We start from the raw sequence: 20,287 nt of genomic DNA, 5'->3' as shown, positions 1-20,287 counted from the left end.
CGTGAACAGGTATCCGTATTGCCGGTTATGGGCAACCCGGGTTACCGGCGTTGAGGTTGCGTACTGCCATAATAATGTCCTCCGCCAGCGCCTCGATGTTCAATTGGTGAGCGAGGACAATGGAGTCAAGGGTGTTACCTGACTCGCTACGGCGTCGAATGCTGCATTGCAGCGCGGACGTCGCCAGGTCCGGATTGCCAGCCAGTCGATAGTCGGCGTCCAGCCAAACGCTCTGGCCGGGTATGGCATCAAATCTCGTAACCGAAACCCAGACCCTGGTCCGATACTCTGAGCCTGTTGTCTGCTCGAGTCGAGTGGCGAGGGCACTGCGAATTTCTTCCGGTAACGGGGCACCCCACCAGTCCGACTCCAGTACCAGCAATTGGCTGTCACCTTTGCGGAGAATCAGTTCGGTGCGGTTGAGTTGTGGCGGTACGCTTACGCGCTCCACCGCAATCGCGTCGGGGCTGCTGTCGTTCTCGCTTGCCAGCGGCGGTGGCACCAGCGTGTGAACGCGAATCTGAGAGCTGCTGCAAGCGGATAAGGCAGCCAAAAGCACGAAGGTGAGAAAACCTCTGCAGGCACACCCGGATTCGGGCCGTGGGATAAGTAATAATTTCATTGGCTGAACTCGCTCTGGCCCTGCTCATTCCGTCCCCGCAGCAACGCTTCCGGGTGGCGGCGCAGATAATCCGAGAGCTCCCTGACGGACCGGGACATCCGCTCCACCTCGTCCAGAGCCAGGCCCAAACGCTGGCGTTCCGGTGAGTCCGGTGACAAGGTGGCGTCTGCCGATGCAAGCGTCGATGCCATGCTGTTCATGAGCTCTTCTATCCCCTTTAAGGTGTCGAGAGTTGTCGGGAGCGCTTCATTATTGATAGATCGCAATGTCTGTTGCAGTTCTGCCAGGCTACTTTCCAGGTTATTTGAAATGCTGTCGAGCGGCAGAGAGTTGAGAGTCTCAAGGAAGGAGGTAAGCTGATCCTGCATTTTGTCGAGGTTGGTGGCTTGGGTCGGAATCACGATTTGATTCGAGTCGACCAGTGAGACGGAAGCCTGGGTGCTTTGGGCTCCAGGAAAAAACTCGAGTGCAATATGGAGTTGCCCGGTCAGAATATTACTGGTGCGTGCCTCAGCCCTCAGGCCATGCTTGACCAACTGTCTGAACAGTCTTGTCGCCATGGGTGCCTTGGGGTTTTCATCATCGGCTTTATTACCGACGGTCTCCAGCAGTTGGTCGTAAGCCTGGCCCATCAGACGGGGATAAATTCTGGCGTCCACCACCACCGGAAAGGTTTGCTGCCTGGCATCGTAATCTAGAGTTACACTGGTTACTTCACCGATTTCATTACCCATAAAGTAAACCGGGGCTTCCTCGTTCAGTCCCAACAGCGATTGATCGAAACGCATATGGATCGAATGGGCAGGGCCCTTGTCAGGAGCCATTGCCGAGGCCCTGTCATTGTATAGCGTGAATTCGTTCTCGGGGCTGGCCGACTCTGCTGGCGGCTCCCGGGCGGGCACTTCAAAGGCGATTCCGCCTGCAAGCACTGCCGCCAGAGACTGCAGATCAAGTTCGATGCCCTCAGTAGTGACCCCGAGATCAATGCCGCTGGCATTCCAGAACCGAGTGTTAGCGGTGACGTACTGATCGTTTGGAGCGGTAATAAATATTCCCAGGTTGACCCATTCGCCGGACGGGTCCAATTCATAGGAGACCACTTCACCAACCCTTACCTTGCGATAGTAGACTGCTGACCCGATATCAAGGGAGCCGAGGTCAGGAGCTTTCAGACCGAAGCGCTTACCCGGCTCGTCATAGGTGATCGGTGGTGGCGTTTCGAGCCCCCTGAAGGTTTTAGAGGCGGAGTCGGAGGTGCCGGGGGTGGCCGCAATGAAATCGCCGGACAACAGTGTATCCAGCCCGGAAACACCTGCTGCGCCGATGCGTGGCTTCACGACCCAGAAGCGTGAATCCTCACGGGCGAATGCGTCGGCACTTTTGTTCAGATCCACGGTAACAACCACATTGTGATGGTCGTCACTGAGTGTGACCTCTCTGACCTCACCGATGGCTACGTTCCGATATTTAACCGGCGATTTCTCCGGGGTGAGGCTGCCGGCGGAGTCAAAGGTGATTTCGATCGTGGGTCCAGCGTCACGCCATGATCCGACAAGCATCGAGAGTCCGACCAGGGCGGCGACGATCGGTACCAGCCAGGCCAGTGATAAACCGACACGACGGGAGCGGACATCGGCCTCGCCGGGCTGGGTGGAAGGGCTATTACTCATTTTTTGGTTGTGAATCCCATATCAGTCGTGGATCAAAACTCAGCGTGGCCATCATGGTGAGGATAACCACCAAGCCAAAAAACAGAATCCCTGCCTTTGGTTCGATGGCCCCAAGGGCACCAAACTGCACCAGGGCTGCTAGCAGAGCAGCTACAAAAACATCAAGCATAGACCAGTAGCCTATCAATTCGAGCAGTCGGTATAGCTTTGTCCGCTCTTTGCGTGACCGGATACTGCCTCGCTGAACGGTGACCAACAGCAATCCGAGCACCAGGAATTTGGTGACGGGCACACCGACGCTCGCTATAAATATAATGGCGGCAATATCCCATGCATCTGCCCGCCACAGTGTAACAACGCTACCAAGAATAGTGGTGGTCGACTCATGGTGCAGTGCACTGGTGTGCAAAATGGGCAGCACGTTGGAAGGTATGTAAAGAATAAGAGCGGCAATCATCAGGGCCCAGGTACGAGCGATAGCGTTCGGTTTCCGCGCAAGAAGATGTGTTCCGCAACGCTGGCAGGTTTGTCCGGTAACGTCACGAGTGCAAACAAGCCGACAGCGATGGCACTGTAGCAGATTAAGTTCACGGGCGGATGGAGGGCTCACAACAGCTTTTCCCAAAGCAGAGGCAGGTCACGACCGGCAATGCCAATCATCAACAGGCTGAGACCGCCCAAAGCAAACAATCCGACTGCGGGCAGCGCTTCAAGGCGTCCTGTGAGCTTTACAATGGCGATTACCGCACCTAACAGAAAAACCTCAAGCATATTCCACGGGCGCAACGCAGTAAGCGTGAGCATGGCCTGTCGAAAGCCGGGCGCACGCCTTGAAAAACGTGAGTACACAAGGATCCAGAGGAGTAAAGTAATCTGCATTGCGGGCACCAGTAAAACCGCAAACGCGGTGGTGATGGCCATTATGCTGATGGGGCCCTGAGCCAAAGCCAGCACGGATTCGATCAAGGTTGCTGACTGAGTCTGGCCTCGGGTCTGAACGATAAGGATTGGGTAGAAAAGAAGGAAGCACAAGAGCATCGCGGCAGTCACGGTGAGCGCCAGTAACTGATCCAGGGATAAAAAATGGTGGCGGGCGAGTATGGCGTCACACCGTTGACACCGAGCCTGCTGGTGGCTGGCTAATGCGGGCCGATGATAAACCGAATCGCAATAATCGCAGATAATAAGTTCGGTCGGGTCGTGCACCACGCTGATTCCTGTTGCTGACGGTCAGACGTCAGCTTGGGTGAATCGCGACTCCCTGTCCAGAGTGGTGCACTTCCACTGTTACTGCAAGCGCTTGGGAGCCTCTGATGAACTCCTGAATCGTCTCTCCGTGCTCTGAAGACTGTAGGTGCCAGGCGAGGCTCGCTTGTTCTTTAGAACAACAGACGCACGCCAACCCGGCCGGTATCAAATTCTGGTCCGTCGTTGGTGATCTGGCCGTTGAAGTCGTCTTCGTCAATATCAACGTTGTAGCGGTCGTACTCCGCGAACGCAGTCAACTGTTGGGAGATGCGGAAATCAATACCTGCACCGACGAAAGGTGATACGTCGTCGTAGGTCTCGTCTTCGTCAAAAGCGTCAACGTCAAATGCAGACACGAAAGCACCGGCTTTTGCGTAAACGCCAAAGCTTTCTGTGACCGGCAGCCGTCCACGCACCGACAGTCCAAGACCTTTCAGGTCGGCTTTTACATCGTCATCACCAAAATTACCGAAGTCAATATAATCGGCTTCAAGGGCGAAGAATTCATTGAACTGATAGCCCACGGAAGCACCAAACAGGTCGTTCTCGTCTTCAAATTCGCCGCCATGTGACTTGTAGCCACCATAGCTACCGCTGATAAACAGTCCGGAATCATCTCGGCTGTCCTGAGCGTAGACTGCAGGTGCTGCAAACGCAGCAGCAGTGAAGACGGTCGCACATGCAAACTTGGTTTTGTAGTTCATATCGTTCCTTCCCTGTGGTTCATTAAATAAACTGCTTAAGCAAATAAATTCATTTGACTTGATTGGGGTAACAATTCAAATCGAATGACTTGTAATAATAATACGCTGAAATTTATAGCTTTTAGTTAAATTATAAATACATATATTTAATGTTTCCTAGCATTAAATAGATTAGCTAATCATGTGATTTTTTATAAAATCCACTTTGATGTTTGTTAATTGTTGGTAAATATAAACATAGGTTGTTTTCCCGGGTCTGGGATTCTGATCGGGCCGGAGGGTCTTGGGTTCCCCCCCCCCAGCGAATTAGCACCTGAAGCCTTGATACGCTTGGAATGCCAGGATCGGATACACATTTTGTATTCGACCTGCACTGGCGTTAAGATACGCCTCCGTCAGCCGAGAGACGGGCGGCAACACCTTTCGAACTCATGATGAGACTGCACTGATGAGCATAAAATCCGATAAATGGATTCGTCGTATGGCCGAGAGCCACGACATGATCGAGCCTTTCGAAGCTGGCCAGGTTCGGGAATCTTCCAAGGGCCGGGTCATCTCCTATGGTACTTCCAGTTACGGCTACGACGTTCGCTGCAGCAATGAGTTCAAGATTTTTACTAATGTTCACTCGGCTACGGTGGACCCGAAGAATTTTGACGACAACAGCTTCGTCAATATCACCAGCGACGTGTGTATCATTCCGCCCAATTCTTTTGCGTTGGCTCGTACGGTGGAATACTTCCGTATTCCGAGGAACGTACTGACGATTTGCCTGGGTAAATCAACTTACGCTCGTTGTGGGATTATTGTGAACGTCACGCCACTGGAGCCTGAATGGGAAGGTCAGGTGACGCTGGAGTTCTCCAATACCACCAATCTGCCTGCGAAGATCTACGCTAATGAAGGCGTCGCGCAGATGCTGTTTTTTGAATCCGATGAAGTGTGCGAAACCAGCTATAAGGATCGCGGCGGAAAATACCTTGGCCAGACCGGTGTTACGCTACCGCGCACCTGAATGCACATTATTGTTCAAACGCATTACAGTTCAGGGAGACAGTCTTGAACGGGGAGGACAGTCTTGAACGCTAATCAGTTCCTAAAGGCGGTTGAACAACTCCAGGGTTGGCGCGAATGCGCCTTTCTGTTGGCGCTGGCTGAACGCGCCTTTCCGAATTACGCCCTGTTTTCTGATGCCATTGGCATGAAGGGCGGCGGTAAAATGCGTTATCTGCTCGACCAGGCTTGGGCTATGTTGCAGGAAGAGCCCTCGGAATCTGCAATTCCCAATATGCTCGCCAGGCTTGAAAGCCTCTCTCCCGATGTTGAGCAATACGATGCCTATGGGGTATATCCGGCCTTCGATTGCTGTCGGCTGCTGGAGCAGGCCCTGTTGAACCGTCTCAACCCGGACCGTCACCGTGCCACCGAAGCTTCGCAATGGGCTACAGGCACGGTTATGAGCTTTATCGAAGTGTCGGAAGGCGAGGGCATGGAAGAAGATGAGTTGGTGCGATTGCTGGATCGCCATGACTTGATGAAGATCGATAAAGCTTTTCAGCGTGACGTAGTGTTATCGGTAAAGCGCCAACGGACCCCGACAGAGCAGTTTCTCGAGCGCCTCAAAGAGGAATCAGCCAATCAGGGTGTGAGTAATATAGGGATTTCCCTCGAGGGTTGATTCTGGCCAGCTTGTTTTCGCTATCCCGAGGTAATGGTTGAACTGATGAAGTTATCTGCATTTGGTCAGAAAATGGCGGTCGAGTCCGGTATCACGTCGTTAATGGACGATTTGGGCAATGCCTTGGCTGCTGGCGACGACATGATCATGATGGGTGGTGGCAATCCAGGTCACATTCCCGAGGTTCAGGACCGGCTAAAAGACATACTGGGGGACATCTCAAACGACCCGGAGGCATTGCGAAGACTGGTAGGGGTTTATGATCCGCCTCAGGGCGAAAAACGCTTTATCACCTCGCTGGTGGCCCTGCTCAACTCGGAATATGATTGGGGCCTCACTACCGACAATATTGCGCTAACCAACGGCAGTCAGGCGGCCTTTTTCATGCTGTTCAACATGTTTGGCGGTGATTATGGCGGAGGTGATCGCAAGCACATATTATTGCCACTGGCTCCCGAATACATCGGCTATGCCGATGCGGGGATTGGGCAGGATCTGTTCCATGCGGTGAGACCGGACATATCCTATACCGACGCGCACGAGTTCAAGTATCGGGTCGATTTCGACGAATTGGAAGTGACGGGTCAAACCGGTGCAATTTGTGTTTCACGTCCCACTAACCCCACCGGCAATGTGATTACAGACGACGAACTTTCCAGACTTGAAGCATTGGCGCGAGTCCATGACATTCCACTAATAGTCGATGGCGCTTACGGTACGCCGTTTCCCAGCCTGCTTTTTGTCGATGCGGCACCACACTGGAATGAGCAAATCATCCTTTGCCTGAGTTTGTCCAAACTTGGGATGCCAGCTGCAAGAACCGGTATCGTTATTGCGGCCGCGCCGGTTATCAAGGCGCTATCCGGCATTAACGCGATCATGAATCTGGCAACGGGCAGTTTTGGCGCTATGCTGGCAGAGCCACTCGTTCGTAGTGGTGAAATCCTCCGCCTGAGCCGCGATGTAGTGTGTCCCTTCTACAAGGCAAAAATGGAGCGGGCGGTCGCGGCCTTTAGTAAAGCCATGGGGGAAGATTGTCAGTGGTATGTTCACAAACCGGAGGGCGCCATGTTCCTCTGGTTGTGGTTTCCTGACTTGCCTATCACCAGTTTCGAGCTCTACCAACGATTAAAGCAGCGGGGCGTGTTGGTGGTTTCAGGGCACTATTTCTTCCCGGGCTTACCAGAAGATGGCTGGCGGCACCGGCTGGAGTGCCTGAGAGTGACCTACTCCCAGGACGATGAGCGGGTGGCTGAAGGTTTGCGGATTATCGCAGAGGAAGTAAAAGTCGTTTGGCGAGAGAGCGATGAACATTAATCACTAATATCCGCTTCCTTGATTTCGATTTCGTACCGGGTCCCGTCCGATTCCACTTGCACCAGGCGAACCAGTAGATAATCGAGTTCCGGTGCAAACCACATCAATGTTTCACGCTTGCTGTCGGAATCTCGAACCTTCTCCGCCTTGATGGTATTGAGTTCGCCCAACGCAGTCTTGAGTGATTCTTCTCCGAGCACAGCAAAGCGATGCTCATCATAATCGCCCTCGTCGGTCACGCTATAGGTCAATTCCCGCCTGCCTGCTTTGAGGTCCAGCATCAGCTGCAACTGATACCCCAGTGGATCAAGGGCATTCTTTTTCAGATCCATCCGGAACTTATCACCCTCAAAGTGACCGCTGACCGTTTGCGCCTCCTGATTGAACTCAATGCTGCGTTCCCGGTTACGAATCATAAAGCCGGACAATTTGTAGCGATAATGCAGGGGGATGACCTGATTGTTTTCCCACCTAAAGCTCAGGGATTCCTCAATATCTGCAATGAAAGAATCCACATCAAAACGGTACAGCCAAGTACCGTCAGACTGGGGTTCAAGGCTACGAACCGCGCTGCCATTAATGGCAACACCCTTGTCGATAGAGGCGCTGTACCTTGATCTAAGAGCCGTGAGCTTTCCGCTGGGCGTTTCTGCCGGATCCGTTTTCTTCAGTATCTGCCCATCAGGGATGAGTTTTTCCGGAACGGAGGCATTGGCCGCCCCGGCCATCACCAGCGCAGAAGATGTGAGCAATAGCGCATAGACGCAAGAGGGCAGTTTCATTGTAATTCCCTAACCAGGTACGGGTGAAAAGCCAGATACACTTGATGGTATGCCAACGGCGAGTCGATACCAAAGTTGTACGATGACAGTCAGGTCATACGGCTGTGAATTTATTCTTCTTCGGCCAGGTAAAGAGGTTTTGGGAGCGGCGCTCCGTCGAAGTGAACACGGTCTGCTTCCATTTTAAGTCGTCCCTCGCAGTACCAGCGCACCACGATCGGGTAGAGCAAATGTTCTTTTACCCTGACCTTTTCAGCAAGCGACGCTGCGGATTCTTCTGGGGAAATCATCACTTCTGCCTGGGCAATGACCGGCCCGCCATCCAGGTCTTCGGTGACAAAATGAATGGATACACCATGCACTTTGTCACCGGCATCAAGTGCTCGCTGATGGGTTCCAAGGCCAGTGTACCTTGGCAGTAAAGATGGATGAATATTGATCATGATGCCATGATAGCGACGCACGAACTCAGTGGTCAGGATACGCATGAACCCTGCGAGAACCAGAAGATCCGGCGCGTACCGGTCAATTTCTGCACGTAGCGCAGTATCAAAACTTTCCCTGGAGTCATGCTCTGTATGGTCTACGGTAAAGGTTTCGATTCCGGCCTGTGACGCACGCTCGAGGGCAAATGCCTGGGGGCGGTTACAGCCGACCGCGACAATCTTGCCGGGAAAATCCTGACTTGCGGTGGCATCGATAAGAGTCTGGAGGTTGGTGCCGTTGCCTGACGCCAACACCACTATACGGGGTTCCGTTATATCCGGTGCCATCATGCCTGCAAAAGCCCTGGCGCATAGCGCACTTCAGGTTTCAGTTCGTTATTATCAACGCGCTCAATGACGCCGAGTTGCCAGGCGTTTTCCCCCGACGCGCTCAGCGTATCAAGTGTCAGGGACACCTGGTCAGCGGGAACACAAACCACCATACCAATTCCGCAGTTGAACGTACGGTACATCTCGTGATCTGCAACGCCACCTGCCTGCTTTAGCCACTCAAAAACAGGTGGCAGTGACCAGCTCTCGGTATCGATTGCGGCACAAACGCCGTCAGGCAATACACGAGGGATATTTTCAGGCAAGCCACCGCCAGTAATATGAGATAAAGCGCGAACATCAACCGTTTTAATAAGTTGTAGGATGTTCTTCACGTAGATTCTTGTAGGCTCCATCAGCGCGTCAGATAGCGTGGCTTCGCCGACCTGCTGGGTCAAATCCGCAGAGCTGACCGCCAGAATTTTCCGAATCAGTGAATAACCGTTGGAGTGTGGGCCAGAGGAACCAATGGCGATTAAAGCATCACCTGCCTGAACACGCTGGCCATCAATGATTTTACTGCGCTCGGCTATACCGACGCAGAAGCCAGCCAGGTCGTAGTCATCGCCCTCATACATACCCGGCATTTCGGCGGTTTCTCCTCCGACCAGTGCACAGCCAGCTAATTCACAGCCTTCGCCAATGCCTTCGACCACACTGGCTGCGATATCCACATTGAGTTTACCGGTGGCGTAGTAATCCAGGAAGAATAGTGGCTCAGCGCCGCCCACAATCAGATCATTAACGCACATGGCCACCAGATCGATCCCTATGGTGTCGTGCTTCCCAAGTTGCATCGCGAGTCGAAGCTTGGTGCCCACGCCGTCGGTACCCGAAACCAGTACGGGTTCTTTATAACCGGTCGGAATGGAAACCATGGCCCCGAACCCACCCAGCCCCCCCATAACTTCCGGCCGCCGAGTGCGGGCCGCGGTGTTTTTGATACGATTGACAAGCTCGTTGCCAGCGTCAATGTCAACACCGGCATCGCGGTATGTAAGGGAGGGCTTCTGTTCGCTCATGGTATGGCAACCGCCTTGGCCTGAAAGAATAAGCGCTGGATTTTAACAGGTGCGTCAAGTCGCTCCAAATGCAATTGAAGGAGGTTCCCTGATTTACCAGGGCGCAGGCTGTAATGTCCAGCAGGTACACCCTTACCAATTATCCACTTACCTTTATCAATGGGCTCTGATTGCTACTCAGGGTAAATGGCTTGGTGTATCCTATGCGCCATTCCAGCGAATTCCAGGGTGCCGAATGTCTATAACAGCGCAACTGAAACAGAAAACGGGTCTAATGCTTATAGTGCTGGCCGGGTTCTGCATGCCTGCGGCAGCGGTAACTGTTGACGGACTCTACTCCATCCAGGTGCCCGTTGCAGGTTCTGCTCCGGAGGATTTAAAGCGAGGATACGCCGATGGCCTTCGCCTGGTGCTCCTGAGGGTCTCGGGTGATCGCGATATCATGAGCCGTGAAGGGATGGCATCGCTGATGGACGAAGCGCAGACACTAGTGCAGTCGTATCAGTTTTTGCGAGCTTCTGGGACTGGCGCTCAGGATCGTTTGAGCATGACTTTTGGCGCGGTTGGTGTTAATCGTGCCCTGGCATCTCTGGACGCTCCGGTGTGGGGGGCAAACAGGCCGCTAACGTTGGCTTGGGTCGCTGTTGAAGACCGAGGCGACCGGCAGTTGTTGAGCAAAGACGGTGCGAGCAGCAACCGAGCCTGGAATCAGGCTTTTTCGGCGGCGGCTGCCAGACGTGGATTACCGCTGGCACTGCCATCGGCTGACCGCGGAGCTGATCGTCGCCTGTTGTCCGAAGTGTGGGGCCAGTTTATGGGCCCCGTGAGAGAGGCGTCGGAAAGTGTTGAACACGATCTGTTGACGGTGGTCAAAATCAGTCGGCGGGGCGATCAATGGCAGGGCGCATGGCGTCTCGAAGGCAGTGGCTTTGAAACCGGTGATGAAATGGTTAGTGGCTCCAGTCCCGAGCAGCTGACGAACGCCATTGTCGGCGCCTGGGCAGACATGCTGGCGGATCGCTATGCGGTCGCCGCAGGGGACGTCGAGAACGCAACTCGGGTAGATATTGTCGTTGACGGGGTCCGCTCAATGGACGATTACGCGTCGGTTCAGCGCACATTCGCACAGATGACGCCGGTGGTTGGAGCTAATCCGGTGCGGGTGACAAAGGACAGAATGACCGTGAGAGTTTCATTCTCCGGCGAGCTGTCGCAGCTTGAACGTTACATTGAGCTTGACGGGCGGTTCTTTGAAGGCCAGTCCCGTCCCGGCAATGGTAGCCCATCGGAAACAGAAACTGTCCCGAAGCCCGGCGCTGAAAGCAGCTCAGACGAGCCTGTGGTCGTTGATACGCCCGAAGCGCCGGGTGCACCGAACGCGGATGAGGGCGATCAGGGGCTCCAGTTTAGCCCGCTGGAGACCGCAAGGGATGAGAGCGACGAGAGCACTGCTGCCAAGGCCTTCGAATCTCTGTATCAGACCTTGAGATACCGCTGGCAAGGGGGCGATGTAGTGGCAGTTCCCGACCAATCAACGGATGGATAAAACAATGAGCGGAGCGGAGCTCTGATCATGTCAACCTATTGGCGCTGGATTCCCAACGCACTTACATTTCTCCGGGTGTTGCTAATAATCCCGTTTGCCTTGGCGTTGCTTGAAACCCAATATCGAGTCGCCCTGAGTGTGTTCTTTATCGCCGCTGTGACCGACGGTATCGATGGATATCTTGCCCGGCACTTCGATTGGCGCACCCGGGTGGGCGCCATCGCAGATCCACTCGCGGATAAGGCACTTCTGATTACAGCGTATTTGATGCTCACCTGGACAGGCGTATTACCGCTGTGGCTGTTTCTCATTGTTCTTGGCCGGGATGTGCTGATTGTTCTGGGCGGACTTTTATTTCACTACAGTGTGGGCAGGTTTGAACTCCAACCGAGCCTGCTGGGCAAACTGAATACGTTTGTCCAGATTCTGGTCGTACTGGCTATTGTTATCTTGCTGGCCGGGTTTCCCATACCGCCCTGGGTGCTACCGCTGGGCATTGATCTAGTTGCGTTGTCGGCTGTCGCCAGCGGCCTGCACTATGTCATCATCTGGACGGGCAGGGCATGGCGGTCAAAACGAGGATGAGTGGTCCCCAGCTTGCGTTAGGCGTCAGACTCAGTGATGACGCCCGGTTTGAGAACTTTCACGGTGAACGTAATGCCCGCGCCGCTGAACGTCTGGTCAGTCTCTGCACCGCTACTGAACACTTTGTTGCAGTGGTTTGCGGGGACAAAGATACCGGTAAGAGCCATCTTCTACAGGCGGGGTGTAGGCGAGCGGATGAGCTCGGTCGAACGTCTGTGTGTATGAGCATCGACGAACTGTTGCGGTTCGGGCCTGAAGCCCTGGTGGGACTGGATTCGCCCAGTCTCGTGGCGCTGGATGATCTTGATCTCATCGCTGGAAATACAGAGTGGGAAGAGGCCGTGTTCCATTTCTACAATCGGGTGGCCGATCAGGGGCATTCCCTTTTAATTAGCCTCAAGGACCTTCCAGGTGTACTGCCTTTTGAGCTTGAGGACCTGGTATCCCGACTTCGGCATGGCCTGGTCATTCAGCTTGGCATATACCGGGATGACGACCGCATGACCATATTGCGGTCAAGGGCAGAGCAGCGAGGCCTCGTTTTGAGTGACGAGGTGGCGGTATTTATTATGCGCCGGGCGTCAAGGGAGCTTGCGGAACTGCTAATGATACTGGACCGGCTTGACGAGAATTCTTTACGTGCACAGCGAAGGTTAACCATTCCGTTCGTGAAGTCGGTAATGGCTTGGTGACGCAGGCAGGGTCTACGGGGGCCGCTGCGTCTGGGTTTTTCTCAGGGAAACGATGCCAGAGGGCGATATGAGACGAGTGGTATTTAATCAAAAAGGCGGTGTTGGTAAATCCAGTATTGTCTGTAACCTGGCAGCGATCAGCGCTTCCCGGGGCAAACGCACGCTGGTGGTCGATCTTGACCCACAGGGTAATTCAACTCAGTACCTGCTAGGTAAGCCTGCCAGTGGACTGCGAGACACGGTCGCGGATTTACTTGAACAGACGGTGTCTTTCACCGTCTTTAACCGGCGTCCAGACGAATTCGTCCATGCGACACCTTACGACAACCTGTTTGTGCTGCCCTCGAGCCCGGAGCTGGATTTTCTTGAGCGCAAGCTTGAAGCCAAACATAAAATCTACAAACTGCGAGAAGCATTAAAAAAACTCGGGGAAAATTTTGATGAAATTTATATCGATACTGCCCCGGCACTCAATTTTTATACCCGCTCAGCATTGATTGCTTCTGAGCGCTGCCTGATTCCGTTTGACTGTGACGATTTCTCCCGACAAGCGCTGTATGGACTTCTCGGCGAAATCCGTGACCTGCAGGAAGACCACAATGAAGGTCTGGCGATCGAAGGCATTATTGCGAACCAGTTTCAGGCCCGGGCGTCACTGCCACGGCAACTGGTTCTGGAACTGATGGAGGAGGGGTTGCCGGTGTTGCCGGTCAGGCTCTCCAGTTCAGTCAAGATGAAGGAGTCCCATCAGGCTGGACGACCGCTGATTCACTTTGCCCCCAAGCACACCCTGACGTTACAGTATGTGGACCTTTTCAAACTGCTGCAGGGCGAGTCAGTGGAGCTCACGCCCTTGACCTGAGCCTGTGACCGGAGTTTAACGTGGATAAGTACTCAGAAGTGGCGGACAGCTTGCTACGTATCGAAATCGAACTGCGGCGCCTCTCGGCCTGGTCTGACTCGCCACCACCGGACGAGGCTTTACAAAGCTCTCAGCCGTTCTGCATTGATACGCTGAAGTTTGTTGAATGGCTTCAGTTTGTATTTCTGCCCAAAATGAAAGTTCTGGTCGAGCACGGTCAGGATTTACCGTCGGTATCTGGTATGGCGCCCATGGCAGAAGAGTGCCTCCAAGACAGTGCTCTGTCTGGCGAGTGCCTGATACGGGAGCTTCAGGTTATCGACCGCCTGTTGTCCAGGCCAGCATGACGGACGATGGGTTTCAAGTGAACGTCACTGATCACCGGTATGAGGGGACTCACCCGATAAAGGCAGACTGAATTGGTCGGCTGGTAAGAGGGTGTAGCCCTGTTTCACCCGTTGGAACAGGGCGGCGAGCTCTTCGCTTGAGATCGCCGGGCAGAAACGGTGACCCTGGAGTAGATGGCAGCCAGCTTGACGCAGGAAAGAGTCCTGATCTGCTGTTTCGATGCCGGTTGCGGCCACCGTCAGTGACAGTTGTCGGGCCAGATTGATGAGTGTATGTACGATGGCACCCGTGCTCTCTTCAGTCGTGGCGTGTCGCAGCAGATGCTGGTCAATTTTAACCTGGTCAAAGGGTAACTCTCGCAGCAGTCGCAGCGACGACAGGCCACTACCGAACCGGTCAAGTACAAGTCCTATCCCCAGTTCTTTTAGCTGAGCCAGTGTTTTGGCAGTCTCTTCCAGGCGATCCGAAAGAATTCGCTCATCAATTTCAATCAGCAAAAGCGTGGGATCCAGACGGGTTTCCCCGATAATCCGACCAAGCTGCTCGGTTAGCTTGGGGTGATTGTACTGACGTGATGAGAGGTTGATGCTAACGGGAACCGGATACCCGCTCATCGCCTGAATAGCGCGGGCCTGGAGGCAAGCATTGTGGCATACCCATTCTCCCAGCGCCTGTAGCTGGCCGGTCTGCTCGGCAACATCGATGAAATCTTTCGGTACCAGCATGCCCTTTTCCGGATGATGCCAGCGGAGCAATGCTTCAAGGCCAACAATTTTTCCACTTTTTGCATTAATAACAGGCTGATAGTGAAGCTCAAACTGACCCGCTTTAATGGCTTCCCGGAGTTCGTGCTCAAGAGACATTTGACGCAGCATGTCTTCGTTCATATCACTCGAGAAAAACTGGAGGTTATTACGGCCCGCTTTTTTTGCCCGGTACATCGCCATATCTGCATTTTTCAGCAGTTGCTCGTAGCTACGCCCGTCATCCGGTGCCAGCGTGATGCCGATACTTGACGTAATGATAACTTCGCCGCCAGGTACCGCAATCGGCCGGGTCATGGCGTCAAGAAGTCCACGGGCGACTTTTTCACAGCCCTCCGCCCCGCTTACCTGGCTGAGCAGTACCGCGAATTCATCGCCGCCCAATCGGGCAATGGTGTCTTCCTCTCTCACGTTTTCGCCAAGTCGACGGGCGATCTCCTGCAACAAATGGTCACCCGCGTCATGGCCGAGGGTATCGTTGATGCGTTTGAAATGGTCAATGTCGAGCCCAATCAGGGCACAATGATGACCATGCCGGAGTGAGCTGGTAATAGCCTGGCGACAGCGGTCTTCGAACAGGCGGCGATTGGCGGTGTCGGTCAGCACATCGTAGTGGGCGAGGTAATGGAGCTGATCCTGGGTGCGGCGAATTTCTGAAATGTCCTGACCAATTAAAATCAGCTGGGCACGGCCGTCGTCTTCGTCTTCGTGGAGCCGGTTCAGGTTCCACAGAATGATATGACGGTTTCCACTGAAACTTTTGATCTGGGTTTCGATCGTATCCTGGGTAAGGCCGCTATTGAGCACCTTCAGAATCTTCCAGGCCAGTTCGTCCTTTTGCTCTCGGGGGATGAAAGCATCCGTCAAGCTTCGACCAACGGCCTCATCACGACTGTAACCAAACAGGATTTCTGCAGCGCCGTTCCATTGACGGATCCGGATGCGGTCATCAATGACAACAATCGGATTGGACGCAGTTTCAAAAAGCGCCCGATAATGTCTCGAGGAGCGGCGGAAAGATTTCTCGGCCTGCTGACGAACAAATATTTCATCCTTGAGTTCGTAGTTGGTCAGTTGCAGTTCTCTCGTACGTTCTTCAACGACGGCTTCAAGGCCATTTTCGATACGCTCACGGTCTTCCAGTAAAACCCTGACATAACAGGAAGCTGCCACCATCATGGCAATCAGTGTTTCAGTCAGCAGATAGAGATTGCCGTTTTGATCCAAAGGTAATGCAACAAAAGAGCAGGCTAGCCCGCTCAGGGCCGCAATACCGATGGCGAGCATGGCTCCTGGCAGCGAGAATCGGGTTGCGGCCCAGGTCATCAGGGGCAGCAGCAGGAACAATGTCTGGACCGGTTCGTAGCTCGCCATAGTGATTACAAAACCAAGGGTGAGAAACCACACGAACCACTCAGCGGGGCGCTGAACCCGACGTGGAAAAGCCGATGCCTTGCCTATGGCAATAATGGCCGGAGCAATAATCAGGCTACCGAGAAACGCACTGAATGAACCTCGCAGCAACAGGCTGTCACCCGCCATCGCCGATTCAGGCTGAAAGAGGAGGGTATGAAAAACCAGCGGAAGCGTCGCCACGACCGATGCAAGAGTCAGAGTACCGAGTAGCCACAAAAAGGCCTTATAGCTGACCAAGGGCGATGGTTGGCGAGACGTCTTGTGGTAACTCCACCAGGTTACTACGGGCACGATGAAGCCATAGGTTGAAAGTACAGTCAGCATTACCGGCGTCATTTTTACCGGTTCAGCTACTGGCATGAGGGCCTGTACCCAGGCAGAAATAATGGCGCCGACGAACACTAAGGGCAGTGCCCGAGAGCCTGATATGAACATCAAGGCAAGCCCGTAACCTGAAGGTAACCAAAGCGCAGGGACATAGGCGCCAGAGGTATTGAAAGCGGAACTGACCACTGCAAGAACCAGGAACATCGCTATATGCCCGAGCACACTTCGCCACTTTAATCCCCGGGGTTGTAACTCAGTGGTATTCAAGGGTGTCCTTACCTCTTTTGTGACGGAGTGGATACAATTCCATATCCGGTCTCCGGATTTCATCAAGGGCCGCTGTCGGCGGCCAATATCATGCAAAAGCGTCAGCCTTTCAGACGGACGCGCCAAGTCTCATAGAGAGGTCTATAGCAATGACGTCCTTTGTCAGCGCCCCTATAGAGATAAAATCGACACCGGTTTCCGCTACGGCAACCAGTGTTTGAGCGTTTATACCGCCTGACGCTTCAAGTTTAGACTTTCCGCTTGCCAGCGCAACTGCAGCGCGCATGTCTGCCAGCAGGAATTCGTCCAGCATTATTATGTCCGCCTGGGCAGCCAGAGCCTCCTCAAACTCGCCCATATTTTCCGTTTCAACTTCCACCGGCCGTCCGGGCGCGGTCTCACGGGCGGTATTAACAGCAGCGGCAATCGATCCGCACGCTGCGATATGATTTTCCTTGATCAGGAATGCGTCGTAGAGCCCAATGCGATGATTGTGACAGCCGCCGCAAGTGACTGCGTATTTTTGAGCCAGCCGCAGACCTGGCAGGGTTTTGCGCGTATCCAGCAATTTGACGCTGGTGTGTTCCACTTGACGTGCATAGAAGGCACATCGCGTGGCAACTCCGGACAATGTTTGCAGCCAGTTCAGGGCAGCCCGTTCTGCGGTTAGCAGGCTTCGGGCGTTACCTTCGCATGAAAATAAAATCTGATCCGGAGCCGCTTCATCGCCATCCTGAACATGCCAGGTCAGAGAGAGGGTGGGATTCACCTGGCGAAAAACCTCTTCCACCCACGCCACACCAGCTATGATGGCACGCTCTCGAGTGATGACGCGCCCGACCGTCGTTTTACCGGCCGGTATCAAAGCCGCAGTGATGTCGCCATCACCGATATCTTCTCTCAGGCTCTGTGCGACACCTTCGATTTGCGCCTGCCTGAGCAGGTCCGGGGGTATTTGGCTCATGTTCAAGTAAGGCTCTGGCTGGCAACATAAAAATGAAACATGATTCTATAGTTACTCAAAGCCGGGGCCAAATTAATCCTGTTACGAGATATTTACCTCTCTGACACAACGCGTCAGTTTTTGTCACTCGATTTGCGCAACGGTGGAAATTTGGCTGTGCCAACGCACTTGATGTGAGTCACTATGACCTCAGTATTTGGCTTAATATGTGAACCGGTTCCGGCAAACACAAAAGGTGACAAATCCTGACACAAGGTGACGCATCAAGCGCCTATGATGCGAAATATCAGTTCCATAGATGCAAAACCGGAGTAAGCCGTTATGGCGCAGGACAACAAGGTCGTCAGTCTGAAAGGACAGCGGGGGATGGATCGTTTTACCATGCCCGCGACTTTGATTCGGTTGCGGGACGCCTCCGGTCAGTCGCTAAAAACACTGTTGTCTGAATTTTTTGACGGTGCCGATGATGCACTGTTCAACATGGCTGACAAGGCCGGTTCAAACCAGGAACAGACGGCGTATTTTGACGCCATGCGTGAGCTTAGGTTGCGTCGCAAAAGTATGACGCTGTCAGTGCTGCAATGGCTGGGGCGAGCCTTCAATGAATTAGGCCGGTTTGATCCCTTGCCGGGTAACAATGCACTGGAAAATGTTGATCAGAATTCCCTGACATTGATGGACCATGGGGATCTTGAGCAGAAGGTTGCTCTGGATAATCTGATTACCAAACTCCGAAATCGTTACAGCGATACCATTCGACTGCTGGTTGTGCGCGTTTCCCACGTAGCCTCGGGCGTGCGGCTGGAAGATCGCCAGATGCCCCTCAGTCCAGAAGTGATTTGTACCGGCCTCGGAGAAGCATGCGGCGAGCTTGATATTGATATCCGCGCTAAACTCGTGGTCCTGAAACTATTCGACAAATTATTGATAAGCCGCCTGGAATTGCTTTATCAGGACGCCAATAGGTTGTTGGTGTCAGAGGGTGTTTTGCCCGACATGAAACGTCCACCGGTCGGTCATCATCGGTCAAAGCTCGGTGAGAACACAACAAGCCAGGATACCGTCTCACCCAGTCACTTGGTCAATGCAGAAGGCGAGTCTGTAGGTCAGTACGAGAGCGGCGGTAGCGGTCAGGGTACGTTTTCTGAGCTCAGCGCGTTGTTACATCGGGACGGTTCAGGGGTGTCTCGTCAGTCCGGACCTGCAGGGGGCCGTCGACTGAACACGGATGTTTTGATCAGCCGACTGGGTGAAATCCAGGCGGAGGAGTTTGTCGTCAATGGTGCGAACACCATGTCGTTGCAGATGCAACTCAAGCGTATTCTGGATTCTGGGTCTGGGTCAGGGGCAGGGGAGGTTTATTCCGTCCAGCAAGTCGACAATGATGTGATCAACCTGGTCACTATGCTGTTTGATTTTATTCTTGAAGACCGTCAGTTACCACCGGTTATGAAAGCGCTGATCGCGCGGCTGCAAATTCCTGTCCTTAAGGTTGCATTGTGTGACCGCAGTTTTTTCAACCGTGGGGGTCATCCCGCCCGTAAGCTTTTGAATGAGCTGGCGATGGCAGGTATTGGCTGGAATGAAAAACCAGTCGGCCAGCGTGACCCATTGCGGGAGAAAATTGAGGCAGTGGTCGACCGGTTGCTTAATGAATTCACCGACAACGTGGACTTGTTCTCGGAGTTGCTGAAAGACTTCGGCCATTTCATGGATCTTGATCGTCGTCGTCGCGAGCTGGTCGAGCAACGCCTGAAGGATGCAGAAGAGGGGCGGGCAAAGCAGGAGCGTGCGAAAGAATCGGTGGACAATCTGGTGGAACTCGCTCTTACAGAACGGAATGTGCCGCCAGCGGTGGAAACGTTGCTGGCAGGCCCATGGAGAAAATATCTGCAATGGGTCATCTTGCGGGAAGGGGTTGATAGTGAACTCTGGCAGGATGCATCTGACCTGACTGGGAAATTGATCTGGAGCGTCGACCCGGTCCCGGTAGGTTCAGACACCCGTAGCGAATTGCTTCGGGCGATTCCCACGATCGTGGACTCCCTGCGAGCTGCATTGCACAGCGTGTCCTGGGACCCGTTTGCAATTGACTCAGTAATAAGGGACCTGGAGCTTGCTCACGTTGATGTCATGCAGCAGCTCGTTTCTTACAGCGACGTTCGCAAGGCGCCACCGGCGGAGGCGCCTGTTCAGGATGTGGCGTTGGATGCGCCATCTTCTCAACCACCGGCCCAATCGTCGCTATCGGGTCCTGATCATCTTATCCCGGTATCAGAACCTGTCCTGGGCGCTTTGTCCGAAATATCACCATCGCTGGACGTCGTGACTACCGAAGTCTCCACGGAATGGCTAAGCAAAGCCGAAAGCATGCGAGTAGGTTCGTGGATCGAGATGGCCAATGGCGACCAGAAAATCCGATGCAAACTGGCGGCATTTATCAAGGCGACCGGAAAGTATATCTTCGTCAACAGAAACGGTGCCAAGGTGGCGGAGTATCAGCGAGACAAACTCGCCGCTGAGCTAGCCAGTGGTGATATGACAATGCTGGATGACGGACTTATTTTTGATCGGGCCCTGGAGTCGATCATCGATAATTTACGCCATAGCCGTAAGGACTGACTTGGGGCCGACCTCTGGCGACTTCCCTGCCTATGT

The 20,287-nt window shown here is 53.7% G+C and carries 19 protein-coding genes; 9 read left to right on the top strand and 10 right to left on the bottom strand.

The window, feature by feature from the left end; all coding sequences use genetic code 11:
* Window positions 1-25: 25 nt before the first annotated feature.
* From WEB64_RS17495 to WEB64_RS17475, 5 genes are all read right to left on the bottom strand, one after another.
* Window positions 26-622, bottom strand: coding sequence for a membrane integrity-associated transporter subunit PqiC (locus WEB64_RS17495; protein ID WP_368061059.1), 597 nt, complete (start codon window positions 620-622; stop codon window positions 26-28).
* Window positions 619-2,292 carry an intermembrane transport protein PqiB gene (locus WEB64_RS17490; protein ID WP_368061060.1) on the bottom strand — a complete coding sequence of 558 codons (1,674 nt, stop codon included), beginning with the start codon at window positions 2,290-2,292 and terminating at the stop codon, window positions 619-621. The genes WEB64_RS17495 and WEB64_RS17490 overlap by 4 nt, the downstream gene beginning before the upstream one ends.
* Window positions 2,285-2,902: a paraquat-inducible protein A gene (locus WEB64_RS17485; protein WP_368061061.1), complete on the bottom strand. Its 618-nt coding sequence runs from the start codon at window positions 2,900-2,902 to the stop codon at window positions 2,285-2,287. The genes WEB64_RS17490 and WEB64_RS17485 overlap by 8 nt, the downstream gene beginning before the upstream one ends.
* Window positions 2,899-3,498: a paraquat-inducible protein A gene (locus WEB64_RS17480; protein ID WP_368061062.1), complete on the bottom strand. Its 600-nt coding sequence runs from the start codon at window positions 3,496-3,498 to the stop codon at window positions 2,899-2,901. The genes WEB64_RS17485 and WEB64_RS17480 overlap by 4 nt, the downstream gene beginning before the upstream one ends.
* Before the next feature lie 173 nt (window positions 3,499-3,671).
* Window positions 3,672-4,244 (bottom strand): porin family protein, encoded by a 573-nt coding sequence (locus WEB64_RS17475; RefSeq protein WP_368061063.1) that lies wholly within the window; start codon window positions 4,242-4,244, stop codon window positions 3,672-3,674.
* A gap of 448 nt (window positions 4,245-4,692) precedes the next feature.
* On the opposite strand from WEB64_RS17475, the gene dcd reads away from it, so the two are divergent.
* The 3 genes from dcd (at window position 4,693) to WEB64_RS17460 (ending at window position 7,239) form a co-directional block, all read left to right on the top strand.
* Window positions 4,693-5,259, top strand: coding sequence for a dCTP deaminase (gene dcd, locus WEB64_RS17470; RefSeq protein ID WP_368061064.1), 567 nt, complete (start codon window positions 4,693-4,695; stop codon window positions 5,257-5,259).
* A gap of 63 nt (window positions 5,260-5,322) precedes the next feature.
* On the top strand, window positions 5,323-5,922 hold the full coding sequence (locus tag WEB64_RS17465; protein WP_368061065.1) for a YjaG family protein: 600 nt from the start codon (window positions 5,323-5,325) through the stop codon (window positions 5,920-5,922).
* A 45-nt stretch (window positions 5,923-5,967) separates the two neighbouring features.
* Complete coding sequence (locus tag WEB64_RS17460) at window positions 5,968-7,239, top strand: valine--pyruvate transaminase (RefSeq protein WP_368061066.1); 1,272 nt, start codon at window positions 5,968-5,970, stop codon at window positions 7,237-7,239.
* Here the strand turns inward: WEB64_RS17460 and WEB64_RS17455 are convergent.
* The 3 genes from WEB64_RS17455 to purM form a co-directional block, all read right to left on the bottom strand.
* On the bottom strand, window positions 7,236-8,021 hold the full coding sequence (locus WEB64_RS17455; RefSeq protein WP_368061067.1) for a DUF3108 domain-containing protein: 786 nt from the start codon (window positions 8,019-8,021) through the stop codon (window positions 7,236-7,238). The genes WEB64_RS17460 and WEB64_RS17455 overlap by 4 nt on opposite strands.
* A gap of 110 nt (window positions 8,022-8,131) precedes the next feature.
* Entirely contained in the window at window positions 8,132-8,797 is a 666-nt protein-coding gene (purN, locus tag WEB64_RS17450; RefSeq protein ID WP_368061068.1) for a phosphoribosylglycinamide formyltransferase, read from the bottom strand.
* Complete coding sequence (purM, locus tag WEB64_RS17445) at window positions 8,794-9,858, bottom strand: phosphoribosylformylglycinamidine cyclo-ligase (RefSeq protein ID WP_368061069.1); 1,065 nt, start codon at window positions 9,856-9,858, stop codon at window positions 8,794-8,796. Before purM ends, purN begins: the two co-directional genes overlap by 4 nt.
* A gap of 235 nt (window positions 9,859-10,093) precedes the next feature.
* Here purM and WEB64_RS17440 point away from each other — a divergent pair, with 235 nt between their 5' ends.
* The 5 genes from WEB64_RS17440 to WEB64_RS17420 all read left to right on the top strand — a co-directional run bounded on the left by WEB64_RS17440 (window position 10,094) and on the right by WEB64_RS17420 (window position 13,890).
* The gene (locus tag WEB64_RS17440) at window positions 10,094-11,404 is read left to right on the top strand and encodes a DUF2066 domain-containing protein (RefSeq protein WP_368061070.1); all 1,311 of its coding nucleotides are present in this window, start codon (window positions 10,094-10,096) and stop codon (window positions 11,402-11,404) included.
* A gap of 27 nt (window positions 11,405-11,431) precedes the next feature.
* Complete coding sequence (locus tag WEB64_RS17435) at window positions 11,432-11,989, top strand: CDP-alcohol phosphatidyltransferase family protein (protein ID WP_368061071.1); 558 nt, start codon at window positions 11,432-11,434, stop codon at window positions 11,987-11,989.
* Window positions 11,968-12,681 (top strand): DnaA regulatory inactivator Hda, encoded by a 714-nt coding sequence (gene hda, locus WEB64_RS17430; RefSeq protein ID WP_368061072.1) that lies wholly within the window; start codon window positions 11,968-11,970, stop codon window positions 12,679-12,681. The genes WEB64_RS17435 and hda overlap by 22 nt, the downstream gene beginning before the upstream one ends.
* A 67-nt stretch (window positions 12,682-12,748) precedes the next feature.
* Complete coding sequence (locus WEB64_RS17425) at window positions 12,749-13,543, top strand: ParA family protein (RefSeq protein WP_368061073.1); 795 nt, start codon at window positions 12,749-12,751, stop codon at window positions 13,541-13,543.
* 20 nt (window positions 13,544-13,563) lie between these two features.
* Window positions 13,564-13,890 carry a YqcC family protein gene (locus tag WEB64_RS17420; protein WP_368061074.1) on the top strand — a complete coding sequence of 109 codons (327 nt, stop codon included), beginning with the start codon at window positions 13,564-13,566 and terminating at the stop codon, window positions 13,888-13,890.
* A 24-nt stretch (window positions 13,891-13,914) separates the two neighbouring features.
* Here the strand turns inward: WEB64_RS17420 and WEB64_RS17415 are convergent, their stop codons facing one another.
* Together WEB64_RS17415 and nadC are read right to left on the bottom strand one after the other, a co-directional pair.
* Complete coding sequence (locus WEB64_RS17415) at window positions 13,915-16,665, bottom strand: EAL domain-containing protein (RefSeq protein WP_368061075.1); 2,751 nt, start codon at window positions 16,663-16,665, stop codon at window positions 13,915-13,917.
* Between the two features lie 109 nt (window positions 16,666-16,774).
* Complete coding sequence (gene nadC, locus WEB64_RS17410; RefSeq protein WP_368061076.1) at window positions 16,775-17,629, bottom strand: carboxylating nicotinate-nucleotide diphosphorylase; 855 nt, start codon at window positions 17,627-17,629, stop codon at window positions 16,775-16,777.
* 321 nt (window positions 17,630-17,950) lie between these two features.
* On the opposite strand from nadC, the gene WEB64_RS17405 reads away from it, so the two are divergent.
* Window positions 17,951-20,251, top strand: a complete 2,301-nt coding sequence (locus tag WEB64_RS17405) for a DUF1631 domain-containing protein (RefSeq protein ID WP_368061077.1) — start codon at window positions 17,951-17,953, stop codon at window positions 20,249-20,251.
* The last annotated feature ends 36 nt before the right edge of the window (window positions 20,252-20,287 follow it).

This window comes from Marinobacter sp. (assembly GCF_040882185.1).
Classification (GTDB): Bacteria; Pseudomonadota; Gammaproteobacteria; order Pseudomonadales; family Oleiphilaceae; genus Marinobacter.
Note: the sequence above shows the minus strand (reverse complement) of the source record. Positions and strands in the feature narration are given on the sequence as shown.